This window comes from Paenibacillus lautus (genome assembly GCF_050482385.1).
In the GTDB taxonomy this organism is placed as follows: Bacteria; Bacillota; Bacilli; order Paenibacillales; family Paenibacillaceae; genus Paenibacillus_AQ; species Paenibacillus_AQ lautus_B.
In genome coordinates this window covers 343086-357905 of record NZ_JBCNHV010000001.1, presented here as the reverse complement: position 1 = coordinate 357905, position 14820 = coordinate 343086, and the positions used below count along the sequence as shown (strand labels likewise).

The 14820-nt window shown below is 51.6% G+C and carries 16 protein-coding genes; 13 read left to right on the top strand and 3 right to left on the bottom strand.

The features are described from left to right. Window position 1: 1 nt before the first annotated feature. The 3 genes from ABEW73_RS01765 to ABEW73_RS01755 all read left to right on the top strand — a co-directional run bounded on the left by ABEW73_RS01765 (window position 2) and on the right by ABEW73_RS01755 (window position 3337). Complete coding sequence (locus ABEW73_RS01765) at window positions 2–1333, top strand: DNA polymerase IV (RefSeq protein ID WP_430173883.1); 1332 nt, start codon at window positions 2–4, stop codon at window positions 1331–1333. Between the two features lie 186 nt (window positions 1334–1519). After that, window positions 1520–1759 carry a ferredoxin gene (locus ABEW73_RS01760; RefSeq protein ID WP_009594795.1) on the top strand — a complete coding sequence of 80 codons (240 nt, stop codon included), beginning with the start codon at window positions 1520–1522 and terminating at the stop codon, window positions 1757–1759. Between the two features lie 168 nt (window positions 1760–1927). Then, the gene (locus ABEW73_RS01755) at window positions 1928–3337 is read left to right on the top strand and encodes a L,D-transpeptidase (protein ID WP_430206367.1); all 1410 of its coding nucleotides are present in this window, start codon (window positions 1928–1930) and stop codon (window positions 3335–3337) included. Here the strand turns inward: ABEW73_RS01755 and ABEW73_RS01750 are convergent. Next, window positions 3334–3471, bottom strand: coding sequence for a hypothetical protein (locus tag ABEW73_RS01750; RefSeq protein WP_015736685.1), 138 nt, complete (start codon window positions 3469–3471; stop codon window positions 3334–3336). The genes ABEW73_RS01755 and ABEW73_RS01750 overlap by 4 nt on opposite strands. Before the next feature lie 196 nt (window positions 3472–3667). Here ABEW73_RS01750 and ABEW73_RS01745 point away from each other — a divergent pair, with 196 nt between their 5' ends. Genes ABEW73_RS01745 through ABEW73_RS01735 form a run of 3 tightly spaced genes read left to right on the top strand, consistent with a single transcriptional unit; the run spans window position 3668 to window position 6038 of the window. After that, window positions 3668–4762: a quinone-dependent dihydroorotate dehydrogenase gene (locus tag ABEW73_RS01745; protein ID WP_430173862.1), complete on the top strand. Its 1095-nt coding sequence runs from the start codon at window positions 3668–3670 to the stop codon at window positions 4760–4762. Window positions 4763–4786: 24 nt separating this feature from the next. Next, window positions 4787–5599, top strand: a complete 813-nt coding sequence (locus ABEW73_RS01740) for a GTP pyrophosphokinase (protein ID WP_430173860.1) — start codon at window positions 4787–4789, stop codon at window positions 5597–5599. Next, on the top strand, window positions 5589–6038 hold the full coding sequence (locus ABEW73_RS01735) for a DUF309 domain-containing protein (RefSeq protein ID WP_430173861.1): 450 nt from the start codon (window positions 5589–5591) through the stop codon (window positions 6036–6038). The genes ABEW73_RS01740 and ABEW73_RS01735 overlap by 11 nt, the downstream gene beginning before the upstream one ends. A gap of 192 nt (window positions 6039–6230) precedes the next feature. On the opposite strand, the gene ABEW73_RS01730 is transcribed toward ABEW73_RS01735, so the two are convergent. Continuing rightward, window positions 6231–6686 (bottom strand): PCYCGC motif-containing (lipo)protein, encoded by a 456-nt coding sequence (locus ABEW73_RS01730; RefSeq protein ID WP_098747967.1) that lies wholly within the window; start codon window positions 6684–6686, stop codon window positions 6231–6233. After that, window positions 6683–7210: a thioredoxin family protein gene (locus ABEW73_RS01725; RefSeq protein ID WP_076325752.1), complete on the bottom strand. Its 528-nt coding sequence runs from the start codon at window positions 7208–7210 to the stop codon at window positions 6683–6685. Before ABEW73_RS01725 ends, ABEW73_RS01730 begins: the two co-directional genes overlap by 4 nt. Window positions 7211–7369: 159 nt before the next feature. Here ABEW73_RS01725 and ABEW73_RS01720 point away from each other — a divergent pair, with 159 nt between their 5' ends. The 7 genes from ABEW73_RS01720 to ABEW73_RS01690 all read left to right on the top strand — a co-directional run bounded on the left by ABEW73_RS01720 (window position 7370) and on the right by ABEW73_RS01690 (window position 14810). Further along, on the top strand, window positions 7370–8974 hold the full coding sequence (locus ABEW73_RS01720; protein WP_430173863.1) for an RsmB/NOP family class I SAM-dependent RNA methyltransferase: 1605 nt from the start codon (window positions 7370–7372) through the stop codon (window positions 8972–8974). Beyond that, a complete protein-coding gene (locus ABEW73_RS01715; protein ID WP_430173864.1) occupies window positions 8971–9723 on the top strand; it encodes a pseudouridine synthase in 753 nt (250 codons plus the stop codon). Before ABEW73_RS01720 ends, ABEW73_RS01715 begins: the two co-directional genes overlap by 4 nt. A 38-nt stretch (window positions 9724–9761) precedes the next feature. Continuing rightward, window positions 9762–10562, top strand: coding sequence for an HAD family hydrolase (locus ABEW73_RS01710; protein ID WP_430173865.1), 801 nt, complete (start codon window positions 9762–9764; stop codon window positions 10560–10562). 260 nt (window positions 10563–10822) lie between these two features. Next, on the top strand, window positions 10823–12037 hold the full coding sequence (locus tag ABEW73_RS01705; protein WP_430173462.1) for a helix-turn-helix domain-containing protein: 1215 nt from the start codon (window positions 10823–10825) through the stop codon (window positions 12035–12037). A 48-nt stretch (window positions 12038–12085) separates the two neighbouring features. Beyond that, window positions 12086–13156 carry an ABC transporter substrate-binding protein gene (locus ABEW73_RS01700; protein ID WP_430173460.1) on the top strand — a complete coding sequence of 357 codons (1071 nt, stop codon included), beginning with the start codon at window positions 12086–12088 and terminating at the stop codon, window positions 13154–13156. Window positions 13157–13167: 11 nt separating this feature from the next. After that, on the top strand, window positions 13168–14019 hold the full coding sequence (locus ABEW73_RS01695; protein WP_430173458.1) for an alpha/beta hydrolase: 852 nt from the start codon (window positions 13168–13170) through the stop codon (window positions 14017–14019). Between the two features lie 5 nt (window positions 14020–14024). Beyond that, window positions 14025–14810 (top strand): 2,3-dihydro-2,3-dihydroxybenzoate dehydrogenase, encoded by a 786-nt coding sequence (locus tag ABEW73_RS01690; protein WP_430173457.1) that lies wholly within the window; start codon window positions 14025–14027, stop codon window positions 14808–14810. The last annotated feature ends 10 nt before the right edge of the window (window positions 14811–14820 follow it).

Here is a 14820-nt window from a genome sequence, read left to right as displayed (position 1 = left end):
CGTGGGACATATCGACGATTATTATCCGGCCAGCGGCCGCGTTATTCTACATGTGGATATGAATGCTTTTTACTGTTCCGTGCATGAGGCGGAGGAGCCGGAGCTCTATCGGGGCAAGCCCACGGCTGTCGCAGGCAGCATCGAGCTGCGAAAAGGCGTTATCGTTACCTGCTCCTACGCAGCGCGGTCACTGGGGATCCGTACTGGAATGAACGTGAGACAGGCGCTGCGGATCTACCCTGACCTGATGATCATACAGCCGGATTTTCATCTGTACCGCAAGTATTCCAATGCATTCATGAATATAGCTTATGCCTATACGCCGCAGTTGGAAGCGACTTCGATCGATGAATGTTACCTGGATATAACGGGATCAAAGCAGTTTGGTACCCCCCTGGATATCGCCCGGGAGATCCAGGAGCGCATTCGCGAGGAATTGTCGCTGCCTTGCTCCGTCGGCATTGCTCCGAATAAATTGCTGGCCAAGATGGCCTCGGACATGAAAAAGCCAAACGGTTTATCCGTGCTGCGGATACGGGATGTCCCGCAGGTACTCTGGAACAGACCCTGTGCAGAGCTGTTCGGCATCGGGAGCAAGACGGCCGACAAGCTGCGTAAGCTGAACATCCAGACCATCGGACAGCTGGCCGCTGCCGATGAAGGCCTGCTGACCTCGACTTTTGGCGTAATGGGGTCATGGATGAAACGGGCAGCCAGCGGCATCGACCATGCTCCTGTCGTTGCGGAGCGGGAACAGAGCAAATCGATCGGACACACAACCACGCTCCCGCAGGATGTTACTTCGGCGGAGGAGGCGCGAAGGGTGCTGCTGAATCTGAGCGATCAGGTAGCGCGCCGGCTTCGCAGGCAGGGTCTAATGACCAGCGGCATTCAGATCACGCTGCGTACACCGGATATGAAGACCATCACTCGGTCGAGGCATCTGGCCATTCCGACGGAAAATACCGAGGATATCTACCGGGAAGCGTGCGAGCTGTATCACCGGCACTGGAAGCAGGACAAGCCGCTCCGTCTGCTTGGCGTTACGCTACAGCAGCTTATCGCGAAGGAGGAATCCGCCATTCAGCTGGATTTGTTCGATTACGAGAAACAGCCGAAGAAGGAATCGCTGACCCGGGTCATGGACGAGCTGCGCAATAAATTCGGCGAGAGTGCGGTGCTGACCGCAGGCATGCTGGGAGATGATCCGTCGTCCTTAATCCGCAATCATAAGCGGAGAGGTACATCTTTACAGATGGATTTTGTAAGGGATCTGGGGAACGATAATAAAAATGCCGTTCAGCCGCCCGCAAAGGACCCGGACCGCGAGTAGCCGTTTTTTTGATAGTTGAAGTTCCTTCATTTCCTTTGAAAGTAACAAATTATTGTCGGAAAATGTTAGGAAATATATTTGTATTCCTAAAAAAATTGTATTAATATATGTAGATGGTGGCGGGAGACCGTCAGCTTATACTATGTTTATAGAGATGTTTATAGATATACAGGAGGAAGAGAGACTATGGCGAAGTTTACTTGGGTAGATAAAGATACCTGCATCGCATGTGGCGCATGCGGAGCAACGGCACCCGATATTTACGATTACGACGACGAAGGCCTGGCAGAAGTTATTTTTGACGGAGACAACAACCGCGGGGTGACCGAAATTCCGGAAGATATGCATGATGATATGCTGGATGCCTGCGATGGCTGCCCAACAGATTCAATTCGGATTGCAGACGAGCCGTTTAACGCAGAATAACCAATACCGCTTTAAGCCCTGATATTCTATCTTGAACTTATACCGACGTCCTCTGCCCGACAAAGGCAGGGGGCGTTTTTTCGTACCCGACAATTCATACATAATTGGAGCGTTTATACCGATATACAGGATAATAGAGGTAAAAATGTCATAAAAGGAGGCTCCCGAATGAACAATTCGCTGTACCTCAAAAGGTATGTGGAGACGCATCCTGATAATAAAATGGCCTGGTACCTGCTGGGGAAGGAATATGAGCAGGCCGGCGAACAGGGCAAGGCAAATTACTGCTACAACAAGGCAGAAGGGGTCTATGAAGCCTTCGAGCTGAGTCAGGTCCCGTCCGATATATGGAAAAATTACGAACAGCGTTTATTGGAGATGGAGAGGGACAAGGACCGCAGGCGAAAAAGAACCCGGCGTTTGCTTGCTGCGCTGGTGTTATTGCTGCTGGTATTCCTTCCTCCAGCCCAGGCGCCGGGCTCCGTTCCGGGGGATTTTGCATCAGATGTATTTCCGCCGAATGAGCCGGTATCCGCCTCGGCCGTTAACAAAGAGAAGCGGGATTCGCGTAAAGAACCGCTGTACACCGCCATTGCTTCCGGTCAGGGGAAGGATTCCGCCGGAGCTCTGTCCTCATTGCTGCGGCATCCGCAGGCATTGCCGAATTGGTCGGTTGCGCTGGGGATGAAGCAATCGGGCAAGTGGCAGTTATGGAGCAAGGACATGGAACGTTTATACGGATTGCATCGGGATGCTAAAGGCGCCATTGCGATCCAGCCATATGAAGGAGCTGCATTGGAGTGTGATTGCGAGCCTGCGGATAGTTCGCGGCTTAAGCGGAGCGCGGTGCAATGGGCGGATCTGCAAGTCGAGACGGCCGTGCTGCAGGAAGCGCTCAACCAGTATAAGGCTCGGCATGGACGCCTGCCTAAAGGCTTGAATGAACTGGCGCAGCCGTATCCGAACAATTGGCTGTCCGGCCGTTCGAAAGCAATGGAGGCGATGTTCGGAGCATTAATGAAACATAAGTCCCAAGGAACTGGCGGCTACGAGGACCAGCCGGGGCAGCAGCCTGGGAAGGACCCGGAGGAGATTGGATATTGGGGGACTTCGCCGAACGGGGATCCTTTTTTTGAGCAGCCGCTTCAGGTCATCATTGACCGGAAACATCATCGGCTTGCCGTTGTCAGCGGCACCGTCATGCTGCGCAATTATGCGGTCGGGCTCGGAGGTGTGAAAACGCCGCTGGGTGATTTTCATATTAATGACAAGGTTGTTAATCCGAACGGGACCACGAAGGGCCCCTATGGGACGCGGGGAATGCAGCTATCCGATACGCAATACGCGATACACGGTACGCTAGAGGTGGACAGTATCGGAGCGAATGAATCTGAGGGCTGCATCCGTATGCTTAAGGAGGATGTGGAGGAGCTATTTGATCTGGTTCCGATGGGAACCGTCGTGAAAATTAGGGAAGGGGTTCTGCCCGAGGACCTGTGGACGCCGAAAGAACGTTTTAAGCTCAAGCTTGCCCAGGGGCAGACCAACCCCAACAAGGTGTATCACTGGCTGGATTAAGGCTGGGCAATCACAATTAGAACGATAATCAGGATAATAAGAAGAGCGATGCCGGAGCTGATCCATAGTATGGCCTTCTTATTAACCTCTTCTTTTTTCTGCTGCAAGGTCGGAGGCTTACGTTTGGCTGACATGTCTTTCCCCTCTTTCTCTCATGATCATGAAAATGATTGGTACAATCCTCCTTTATTGTAAGGGGTTTGTCCCGAAATTGCCATATCGCTTTCTAGTCAGGACGATCGCCCGGTTTATGCTGAAGAACTTTCTTTTTGAGGCAGAAACGGATAAACTGAAGGATAGAGAAATAACTGGATGAGAGGAAGAGTGGATGTGCTGTACCGCAACATAGGCAAACCTATATTTTTTAGACTCGATCCCGAGAAAGCTCACCACCTTGTGGTTGGCGGCCTTGGACGTGCCTCCGGCGTGGTTGGCGCAGACGCTGTCATGCGAGGGATGTACGGTGTTAGCGAAACACCGGATTTGGCAGTGGACCTGTTCGGGCTTCATTTCCCGACACCGGTCGGACTTGCCGCCGGGTTAGATAAAAATGCTCAGGCCGTCAAAGGTTTCTCCTCCATCGGCTTCGGATTTATGGAAGTAGGCACGGTGACCCCGAAGGGACAACCGGGCAACGAACAGCCGCGATTGTTCCGGCTTCCTCCGGATGAGGCACTTATCAACCGGATGGGCTTCAACAACGAAGGGGCCGAGGCGATGGCAAAAAGGCTGTCCGCACTCAAGGAACGCCGTATTCCGGTTGCCGTCAACATCGGAAAGAACAAGGCGACTCCGAACGAGAAAGCCAACGGTGATTACGAAGCTTGCATTCAAGCTTTGTTTCCGTATGGCGACTTTTTTGTTGTCAACATCAGTTCCCCGAACACGCCGGACTTGCGCAGCCTTCAGCATGGGAGCGAATTGTCATCCTTGCTGGAAGCCGTGAAGAACGAAATGTCCCGCCAAGCGAAGATCCATGGGGGCGAGAAGGCTGTCCTGGTGAAGATTGCGCCGGATGTGAGTGATGAGGAACTGGAATTCATGGTGGATACGATTCGTGCAAGCGGCGTTTCCGGCATTATCGCTACGAACACGACGCTTTCCCGGGATGGCCTGACACATGGTAACGCCAAAGAAACCGGCGGCCTTAGCGGGAAACCGCTGCGTAACCGATCAACGGAGATCGTATCCCGGATTTACAAGCAGACCGGCGGTGCGCTACCGATTATCGGGTCTGGCGGAATTTTTACGGCAAGTGATGCTTATGACAAAATACGCGCGGGCGCAAGCCTGGTGGAAATTTATACAGCACTTATCTATGAAGGGCCTGAGGTGAACCGCAAGCTTCATTCCGGTCTCCGGGAGCTGCTTGCACGGGATGGCTTCAGCCATATTTCCGAAGCCGTCGGGGCTAATCATCGGTAAAGGGTAAAGACAGGAGGCAAGGCGATGGACGTTAGAGACTGGGGGACATTTTTGCTTCCGTATGAGCAGACCGTTGAGGAATTGAAGGTTAAATTCAAGACGATGCGTTCCGAACTGAAAAAACGGGAGGAATACGCACCTATCGAATTCGTAACGGGTCGGGTCAAACGGATCTCGAGCATACTGGACAAGGCGAAACGCCTCGATGTGCCGATGGACGAGTTGGAAACCGGGATTGAGGATATCGCAGGCATTCGGATTATGTGTCAGTTCGTGGAGGATATCCGGCGGGTAGCCGAATATATCCGGGCACGGAAAGACCTGACTGTATTATACGAGAAGGATTACATTACCAATTTCAAAGAGAGCGGCTATCGGAGCTTTCATATGATTATCGAATATCCGGTGCAAACGGCTTTGGGGCAAAAGAAGGTGCTTGCCGAAATTCAGATCCGCACGCTGGCCATGAATTTCTGGGCTACGATTGAGCATTCCCTTAGCTACAAGTACCGGGAAAGCCTCCCGGATGACATTCGGGCACGGCTGAAGAAGGCTGGAGAAGCGGCGAATACGCTGGATACGGAAATGTCGAGCATCCGGGAGGATATATTGGAGGCGCAGCGGCAGTTCGAGGACGATTCCAATATTACGACACAGGTGCTGAACGCGATTCACAAGCTGTATTTTTTCCATCTGGTCAATGAGGCGATTGCTTTTCAGAGCCGGTTTAACGCGATATTCCAAGATCATGACATGGATGCGATGAAGGTGCTTCTGGACGAGGTGAAGGAGCTGCTGGCCGCAGCTAAGAAGAAAGTTAACGAGCATGAGTTATGAACCGCTGTATGTCGCTTACCTCGTTTACTTTAACCGTGATCGGGACTACTTCGAATGTCATGAAGTGTTAGAGGAACTGTGGCTCGCGCGGGATCGTGATCCAAGGTATAAAGGACTTCTGCAAGTGGCTGTCGGGCTTTTTCATTTCCGGAACAACAACGTAAGAGGAGCATATAAAATGTTCACAAGCGCTGTATCCCGACTCGGGAGTTATCCCGGCGATGAACTGGGGATCTCGATGGGGAAGCTGGTAAGCGAAGTACGTGAATATGCCAAGCAGCTGGCGTCGTACGACGATTGTCCATTTCCCTATAGGGATTTGACGATCGAAATTGGGGATACTGAGCTTAAGCAGGCAGTTCAGTTGGCATCGGAGCGCATCATGCCGAACATTCCGCAGCGGCGAAAGCCGGAGCGGGCACATTCCAAGCAACCCTAGAAACAAGTGAAAAAAGAGCTGCCCGTCCGTAGAGGGATCTACTTTTGGGCAGCTCTTTTTTAGATTATAGAATGAATAAGATTTCAGCGAAGCGTAAGCCATTCTGTATTAGCATTTATATGTTTTGGGGTCCCCGCCAAGTATTTGGAAAAAGCATCGAAGCATAGGCTCCACTTTGTGGGGCTATTTTAATCAGGATTCGGTACCTTTGTATTTATCATCGATGAACTGTTTGATTTCCTCGACGGATTTTCCTTCGTCATGAAGCCGTTTGGCATCCTGCAGCTCGGTCAGGCAGATGCCGCATTGAGCGCCATGGTCCGTCCATTTAACTTCGCCGTCCTTGTTCTCGGCAATGAAGCAGCGATGAAGGGAATCGTGATAGCCGTTCTCCTCGTCCATGCAGCCGCAATAACATTTGATTTCCTTTATGATGTCCTCTAATTCTCCGACCGTTGCATAGGTTGCTTGCGTATTGTCGGTATAGCTCGACAAGAACTTCGGCATAACCGTCATGCTGGCTGTTGTCTCATATCGTTCGGAATCGGCGCCGTGCTGATGCCCGGCAGCGGATTCTTTACCGCCGCATGCGGTCAGCAGCATGCCCGAAATGACGAAGGTAAAGAGGATGGCGCGAGTGCGGTTCATTTCGTCACGCTCCCTTTATATTTATCCAGGATTTGCTTGAAGTCATCGATGGAGTAGCCTTCACTGGAACCTTCCGGTTTCAATCCGCCGACCATGCGTTCTTTCTCTACCCCGTTCTCGAAGTAGACCAGCGTCGGGGTGAACTCAATGTTGTACTCTCTCCAGCCTTCCTGATACTCGCGAAGGTTGTACTGGTGCATGGTAATTCCAGCATCATCCGCCAAAGGCATCAGTTCCGGGGTCGTCGCACGGCAGTGCGGACAGTCGGATGCAAAGAAGTACACGAAGAAGTTCTCTTTGTTATCGACCTTGCTCTTCAGCTGATCCGGCAAAATGATTTGCTGGTAGTTCGGATCATTAAGGAGTTCTTGCGTAGCCGGGTTCAGGCTGGAGACCTTCTTGCCCCCGTACAATTCGCTTGCTTCTCCTTGACCGTTCAAGAAAATGAGTGCAGCAATCAATAAGACGAAGACTCCGCCGAAGGCGTATAATGCGGTGTATTTATTCTTTTTTTTGCGGTTCATGGATCCACCCCCTAATGATTAATAATAAATAAGGACTTGTCCTTTTTAATGTAGTTTATTATACAATATTAAAAGTCGGAGCGGAACATGCGAATGTTTGCTTCAGCACGGTGAAAATATACTTTAAACGATACGATACAGAACAGGTAGGTACCATGTGTGGCATTACGACTGCCCTCGCCGTTTCTGGCGAAGATGAAATCGCTGCTTGGCGAAAACTATGACAATTTTATGAAGTCTTATGAACAAACCCCGAATGCTGGCATTCGGGTGAATACGCTGAAGATCAGCAGAGAGGAATTCATGAAGTTGTCCCCCTTTGTACTGGAACCCATCCCCTGGTGTTCCACTCGTTATTATACTCAGGCTGGAGAGCGTCCGGGACGGCATCCTTACTATCATGCGGGGTTATATTATATCCAGGAGCCAAGCGCGATGGCTCCGGTCGAACTGCTCGGCGTAACGCCGGGGGATCTGGTGCTGGACCTGTGCGCGGCTCCCGGCGGCAAATCTACGCAGATTGCAGCGAAGCTGAATGGGCAGGGGGTGTTGGTCAGCAATGATCTTCATCCGGACCGCACCAAAGCGCTTGCCAAAAACTTGGAGATGTACGGCGTGCGGAACGCCGTGGTGCTCAATGAGGATCCGGAGCGGATCGCGGGTGCTTTCCCCGGATTTTTCTCCAAAATATTGATCGATGCCCCCTGCTCCGGCGAAGGGATGTTCCGCAAAGACGAATCCATGCTCAAGTACTGGGAAGTGTCGTCTCCGCTGAAGTTTGCGGAGATGCAGCGGGATATTTTGAAATCGGCAGCAGCCATGCTCCGTCCGGGAGGCCGGCTGGTGTATTCTACCTGTACCTTCTCTCCGGAGGAGAACGAAGGGATGATTGCGGAATTTTTGAATGAGCATCCGGATTTTTACGTGGTTCCGGTGGATCATTCGGAATCTTTTTCGCCGGGGGAAACGGCCTGGACGTCGGGACAGGAAAAGGTGAAGGACGATGTGCTGAAGCAGCTTTCCGGGACCGCCAGACTGTGGCCGCATAGGGTCAGAGGCGAAGGACATTTCATGGCCGTGCTTCAGCGGGAGGGCGAGCTGGACATGCGTGAGGCTGAACGGGAACATGCTCCATTATTCAAGCCAGGCGGCTTGGTCAACGAGCCGCTTGCTATATCCTCCCGGAAAGAGCAACTCCGTGAACGTAAAGGTAAAACTGCTCTTCGGGAGGAGCGATCGGGTAAACCAGGGAAATACGGTAACGGTGCAACGCGCCAACAGGCATCCCGCCGGAGCGTTGCAGATTCTCAATCGGGTTCGATTTCGATCCATCTGTTCCATGCCTTTATTCGCGAGCAGTTGGATATGAAGCTGACGGGATATCCCGTAATCTACGGGAACCATGTGTATGTATCGCTCCTGCCAGAAGAGCGGCTGAAGCAGCTCAAAGTGATTCGTCCCGGCTGGTATATGGGACAGTTGAAGAATGAACGGTTTATACCTGGACATCCCTTGGCTACAGCTCTTCGAGCGGATGAGGCTGTTAGATATGTCAGCTTGTCCTCCGAGGACGGGGAAGCGGTCCGGTATTTGAAAGGGGAAACCTTATCGATTCCGGAAGAGCGCGTGATCTGTCGATCGGGTGCTGAAGCGAAGGGTTATGTGTTAGTGTGTATAGACGGATACTCAGCTGGTTGGGGCAAATGGCAGGCAGGAATATTGAAGAACGAGTATCCGGCAGGGTGGAGGTGGACATCGATATGAGTGCTAAAGGAAGAGCAACGCAAAGATTGGACAAGGTGTTATCCAATCTGGGATTCGGCTCGCGGGCCGAATTGAAGAAAAAGGCCAAACAAGGGAGCATCGTGGTCAACGGAACGGTGATGAAGGACTCAGGTAAACATGTTGATCCTTATACGGATATCATTGAGTTTGAGGGGGAGACCGTTCAATACCGGGAATTTGTGTATCTCATGCTGCACAAACCTCCGGGCGTCATTTCGGCGACCGAGGATCATCGTGACCGTACGGTGCTGGATCTCCTGGATGAGGAATATCTCATCTTCGAGCCGTTTCCGGTGGGCCGATTAGATAAGGACACGGAAGGACTGCTGCTGCTTACAAATGACGGTAAATTGGCCCATGAGCTGCTGTCGCCCCGGAAGCATATCCCGAAAACCTATGAAGCGATTGTAGAGGGCATGGTGGACGATGAGGATGTACGGTTGTTTGGTGCAGGAGTTACCTTGGATGACGGGTACGTAACCTTACCCGGAGAGCTGGTGATCCATTCCCATGAGGAACGAGGTGACGGAGCCCACCTGTCCCGCATTTCGCTGACGATCCATGAAGGTAAATTTCATCAGGTCAAGCGGATGTTTGAGGCGGTAGGCAAAAAAGTCATTTATCTCAAAAGAGTCAGCATGGGCGAACTTCGATTGGATGAAAATCTCGAGATCGGGGCGTACCGGGAACTGACGAAGCAAGAATTGTCTTTGATCGGAAGGGCATAATCACGATAGAGAAATAGAGACTAAAGGATGGATGGAGAATGGCATACAAATTGGTAGCACTTGATGTTGATGGAACGCTGCTGAATGATCATCATGAAATCACGGAGAAAACGAGGAACACCGTGATGGAAGCCGCAAAACAAGGGGTGGAAATTGTACTGTGCACAGGCAGAGGACCGCTAAATTCGATTCCTTTTATGAAAAGCATGGGGCTTGGCGGATATGTCATCAGTCATAACGGTGCGGCAACGGTAGAAGTGGAGACTCATAACATCGTGCATCAGTTCGGCATGGACCCGCTTCAGCTTGAACCTTTCATGAAATACTGCCGTGAGCACGGGGTGCATTTTGACGTGAACACCGCCTTTGAGATGTATGTGGACCAAGTGGAGGAGCTTGCCGGTCCGGTGCGTTCGATGTACGAGAACTATTTGATGCTGCCAAGCAACTTGCCGTCATGGGAGGAGCTGTCAGAACCGCTCGTCAAATTCACAACCTTTGGCGAATCCGCCGATATCGACCGCGTCTACGCAGATTGGAGCCAGTGGACCCTTCCTTTTAACATGCTGCGAAGCGGAGAGTACTTCATCGATCTTATGCATAGTGAAGCATCCAAGGGAAGTGCGCTTCAGCAGCTGGCAGCAAGAAGAGGTTATGAACCGGGCGAGGTGCTGGCCATCGGCAATTATTTCAACGATATTACGATGCTGACCTATGCAGGGATGGGGATTGCGATGGATAACTCTCCGGTCGAGGTCAAGGCTGCAGCCAATGCGGTGACAACTTCGAATAATGAGGACGGCGTACACGAGGCATTGGTGAAATACTGTTTGTCGTAAATCGACTATTTTATAAAAGAGAACCCGCCACAGGACACTTGGTAAAAGTGCCTGATGACGGGTTTTTTGCGTAGTTTGAAACCTGTTAACAGGTTCATACAGAGCCTGGGGATAAGCATTTTCTTCCAAATTTGGATTGACACGTTGTTAATGGCATGATATTTTTATCAATGAAAATGATAATCATTATCAATTGTTAAGGCTGATAAACATGCCTGCATAGCCTGCATCTCGTTTTATTCTGAAAAAGGAGGCAACTCATGCGTACGGAAGAAGAACTGAAAATAGATAGCCTATCGGATTCGGATCGTAGCGGGAGAACCAGTCTGGTTGAGATTAAGGAGTTTATCGATTGCCATTATAAAGAGGCGTTATCCATTGGCCAATTGGCCAGAATGGCTAATATTTGCCCTAAGTATTTTGTGGACTTGTTCAAAAAGACATTCGGTCAGACTACGATTGACTACCTGACTCATGTTCGTCTGAATCACGCGAAGCGTTATTTGACCGAATCGGACGATCGACTTCGAGACATCGCACAGCGAGTCGGCTATAAGGATGAGTTCTACTTCAGCCGCATCTTTAAAAAGAAGGTGGGCATGTCTCCGTCTGAATATGCCCGAAATTCAAGGCAGCTTATTGCGGCCTGCTCTTCTTCTATTATCGGACAGCTGGTGGCATTGAATGTCATCCCTGCCGCTGCGCCTCTTGACGCGAAGTGGACCCCGTATTACTACAATGCCTATCACTCGGAGATCAAGTCGCGTTTGAAACTGACGTCTCCTTATCCGGACAGCCGCTTCGAGGAGAATATCGAGCAGCTGTTCCGCGCCAAACCTGACGTTATTATCGGCATGGACCATCTCGGTCCAGAGGAAGTCACCAAGCTGGAGCATATTGCCCCTACCTTGATTGTTCCATCCCATGCAGGGTGGAGGAAGCAGTTGGAGAGTATCGCAACGTTTTTGAATAAAGAAGAGCAGGCACAATTCTGGATAGAACAGTATGAACGAAGAGTGCAGTACGCGCGCTTACGAATGCGACAAGTAGTGGGAAGCGAGAGCGTTATTGCACTGCGAATATATGGACAGAGCCTATATGCATACGGTAACCGGGGGCTAGAGGAGGTGCTATATCAGGATTTACAGCTCAAGGAAGCTTGCAGTCTGGATACCACGCGTAATCAACAGATCACGCTGGATGATTTGCAACGGATTAATCCGGACCGGATCCTGATCGCGGTATGCCCTGAAGCCACATCTCGCCGCTATTGGCTTGCACTTCAGCATTCTGCGAATTGGCAGACACTCCGAGCTGTCGCTCGCGGCAGCGTCTATATGATCTCGTCCGATCCGTGGTTCGAATATTCCGCTCTTGCCGTGACGAGAATGCTGGACGAAGCATTGCTGCTGTTTACAGGAGATAGTCCAAACGGAGTTCTGGATAAAAGCCATGGTGAATCGTTTGCTACGTAATATATACTCGACTTAATTGAGAATCATTATCACAGGAGGAGATATATTGTGGCAGAATGTTTTAACCGTGGAAAAAGAAGTTGGAGGATCAAAATATCAGCACTTGTGTGCTGTGTTATCGTCATAGGCTTGTTGTCAGGCTGTGGAGACAAGGCGGATTCCGAAGCAGCGGGCGGCAATCAGCAGGCAGCGAAGAACGTAGCAGTCGAGACGACCGGCACCGTGGAGGACGGTCAAGAATCAACGGAGGAAACAGGGACGAACCGTGGAGGGACATCGACGAAGGAGGAGCGAACGGTAACGGATGAGCTTGGGCATGAAGTGAAGATTCCGGCTGACGTAAAAAACGTGTTCGCACCGAACATGGAGGATTCTTTGCTGAAGCTAGGCGTGAAGCCTGTTGCACAATGGGCCAACGGCAAGATGGGACACACCTATTTGCAGCAGGAGCTGGACGGCATCCCCCTGATTGATTTTTCAGGAGGCTTACCTTCACCAGAAGCCCTGATGTCCTATGAACCAGATCTCATCGTGCTCCATACCGAAACCTATGCCGCGGACGGTACATATGAAAAATACGCCAAAATCGCGCCAACATACGTGTTCAAAAATGCTTCCGGTAGTGTTGAGAAATCGCTGACCACCCTGGGGGATCTGCTTGGGAAAGCGCCCGTGGCCGAGGCCGCTCTGAAGGATTACGAGCAAAAAGCAAGCGAAGCGAAGGCTAAGCTGAGTTCCATGGTGGGAGACAAGAACGTTGCCATCATTCGTTTTGCACCTAGAGGTGTCAGTTTGATGGGCGGAAATTATCTCTGTGGCTTTGTTCTCCATCAAGACCTAGGACTGGGCAAGTCCAAGCTGGTCGAGAACGAGAATGCAGCTAACATCTCGCTGGAGATACTACCGCAGCTGGATGCGGACTATATTTTTGTCATTAACGCCTATGATCAGGGAACCGAGCGTTTGAAGGAAATCACGGAAAGCCCAATTTGGAAGGGCATGCCGGCTGTCAAGAACGGGCAGGTCTATGAAGCGAATAACGAATACTGGCTGGGAAGCGGCCTGATCGCCTACGAGAAAATCGTGGATGATGTCGTTCGCTCCATTACGGGTCAATAGGGAGGCACGACATGAGTAATCATACGCCTCCCGTTGATATGATACGGCGCAGCGTGGAGCTGCCCCATGCGGAGCATTGGGTGATGCGCTCGAGGGCAGGGCAGCGCCGCTACCGAATCATTGCCGCACAGCCGACGGGGCAGGCTCCGCCGTCAGGATATCCGGTCATCTATCTGTTAGACGGCAACAGCGTATTTCATACGATGGTCGAAACGCTGCGCCTGCAGTGCCATAGGCCGGATAAAACAGGGATATTGCCGGCGGTCATAGTCGGTATCGGTTACGAGACGGAGGGGTTATATGCCCCGGATCGGTTTTATGATTATACGCCCTACCCCAATACGAACTTCAAGAACAAGTGGGATAGCACCTTCGTCCCGGAACAGGGGGGAGCGAGTGAATTCCTACAATTCATCGAGGAGGAACTGAAACCGCAGATCGAGAGCGAATTTAACATCGACCGCCGTCGTCAGACGATCTTCGGTCATTCCCTTGGCGGACTGTTCACGCTCTATGCCATGTTCAGCAAACCGCAGGCATTCTCGTGTTATATCGCGGGCAGCCCATCTATTCACTGGAATCAGGAATATTTACATGAGCTGGAGCAGCGCTTTGTCGAACGCATCAAGGAAGAGCCTTGCCATGTTCGGCTGCTGCTTGGTGCAGGAGAGCACGAGAGGTCCCATGTTACCGGCAATTGCATCAGCGCATCCCAACTCGCCGAGCGTCTGGCTGCTGTGTCTAAGTATGGCATCTCAGCCGAATTCAAAGAGTTTGAGGACGAGGGGCATCTTTCCGTGCTGCCTGTCCTCATCAGCAGAGCATTACGTTATGCACTTTATCCTCAAGACTTAGGAGGTTAATCGCCTTGGAGATTACAGGTATTAGCGGGAAAGTAGCCCTCGTGACCGGTGCCGCCCAAGGGATAGGCGAAGCGGTGGCACGAGCCCTCGCCCGGGAAGGAGCTGTCGTCGCGGCTTGCGATCAGAAGGAGGCTGAGCTGATCAGCCTTACAGCCGATCTATGCAGCTCAGGTGTACAGGCTGCGGCTTACAGGACGGATGTCAGCAGCAGTGACGAGGTTGAAGCGATGATTGAGCGGATTGAGGAGGAACTCGGTCCGATCGAGATTCTCGTTAACGTTGCCGGAGTGCTGCGCATCGGAGGGGTTGAGTCGCTTCGCGACGAGGATTGGCAGGCTCATTTCAACGTCAACACCAACGGGGTATTCTACACGTCACGCTCCGTCGTCCGAAGGATGGCGAGCCGTAATTCCGGAGCCATCGTGACGGTGAGCTCGAATGCATCCAAAGTTCCGCGGGCCCAGATGTCGGCTTATGCTGCTTCCAAGGCAGCGTCTACGATGTTCACGAAGTGTTTGGGGCTGGAATACGCCCGTCATCACATTCGCTGCAATGTAGTTTCCCCCGGTTCGACGGATACCGGGATGCAGCGCTTGCTATGGAAGGATGATCAAGGCCCAGGGCCCATCATCGAAGGGGCGCTGGACTCTTACCGTGTCGGCATACCGCTTGGTCGAATCGCGCATCCTTCCGATATTGCGGATGCGGTCATTTTTCTCGTATCCGATCGGGCCCGGCATATGACCATGCAGGATGTATGCGTGGATGGCGGTGCGACGTTGGGCTGCTGAGGATTCGCTT

Bases quoted from the DNA above. Each gene is read 5' to 3' on its own strand.
- ABEW73_RS01760 (WP_009594795.1), top strand. From the start codon at position 1,520: ATGGCGAAGTTTACTTGGGTAGATAAAGATACCTGCATCGCATGTGGC.
- ABEW73_RS01755 (WP_430206367.1), top strand. From the start codon at position 1,928: ATGAACAATTCGCTGTACCTCAAAAGGTATGTGGAGACGCATCCTGAT.
- ABEW73_RS01750 (WP_015736685.1), bottom strand. From the start codon at position 3,471: ATGTCAGCCAAACGTAAGCCTCCGACCTTGCAGCAGAAAAAAGAAGAG.
- ABEW73_RS01740 (WP_430173860.1), top strand. From the start codon at position 4,787: ATGGACGTTAGAGACTGGGGGACATTTTTGCTTCCGTATGAGCAGACC.
- ABEW73_RS01735 (WP_430173861.1), top strand. From the start codon at position 5,589: ATGAGTTATGAACCGCTGTATGTCGCTTACCTCGTTTACTTTAACCGT.
- ABEW73_RS01730 (WP_098747967.1), bottom strand. From the start codon at position 6,686: ATGAACCGCACTCGCGCCATCCTCTTTACCTTCGTCATTTCGGGCATG.
- ABEW73_RS01725 (WP_076325752.1), bottom strand. From the start codon at position 7,210: ATGAACCGCAAAAAAAAGAATAAATACACCGCATTATACGCCTTCGGC.
- ABEW73_RS01715 (WP_430173864.1), top strand. From the start codon at position 8,971: ATGAGTGCTAAAGGAAGAGCAACGCAAAGATTGGACAAGGTGTTATCC.
- ABEW73_RS01710 (WP_430173865.1), top strand. From the start codon at position 9,762: ATGGCATACAAATTGGTAGCACTTGATGTTGATGGAACGCTGCTGAAT.
- ABEW73_RS01705 (WP_430173462.1), top strand. From the start codon at position 10,823: ATGCGTACGGAAGAAGAACTGAAAATAGATAGCCTATCGGATTCGGAT.
- ABEW73_RS01695 (WP_430173458.1), top strand. From the start codon at position 13,168: ATGAGTAATCATACGCCTCCCGTTGATATGATACGGCGCAGCGTGGAG.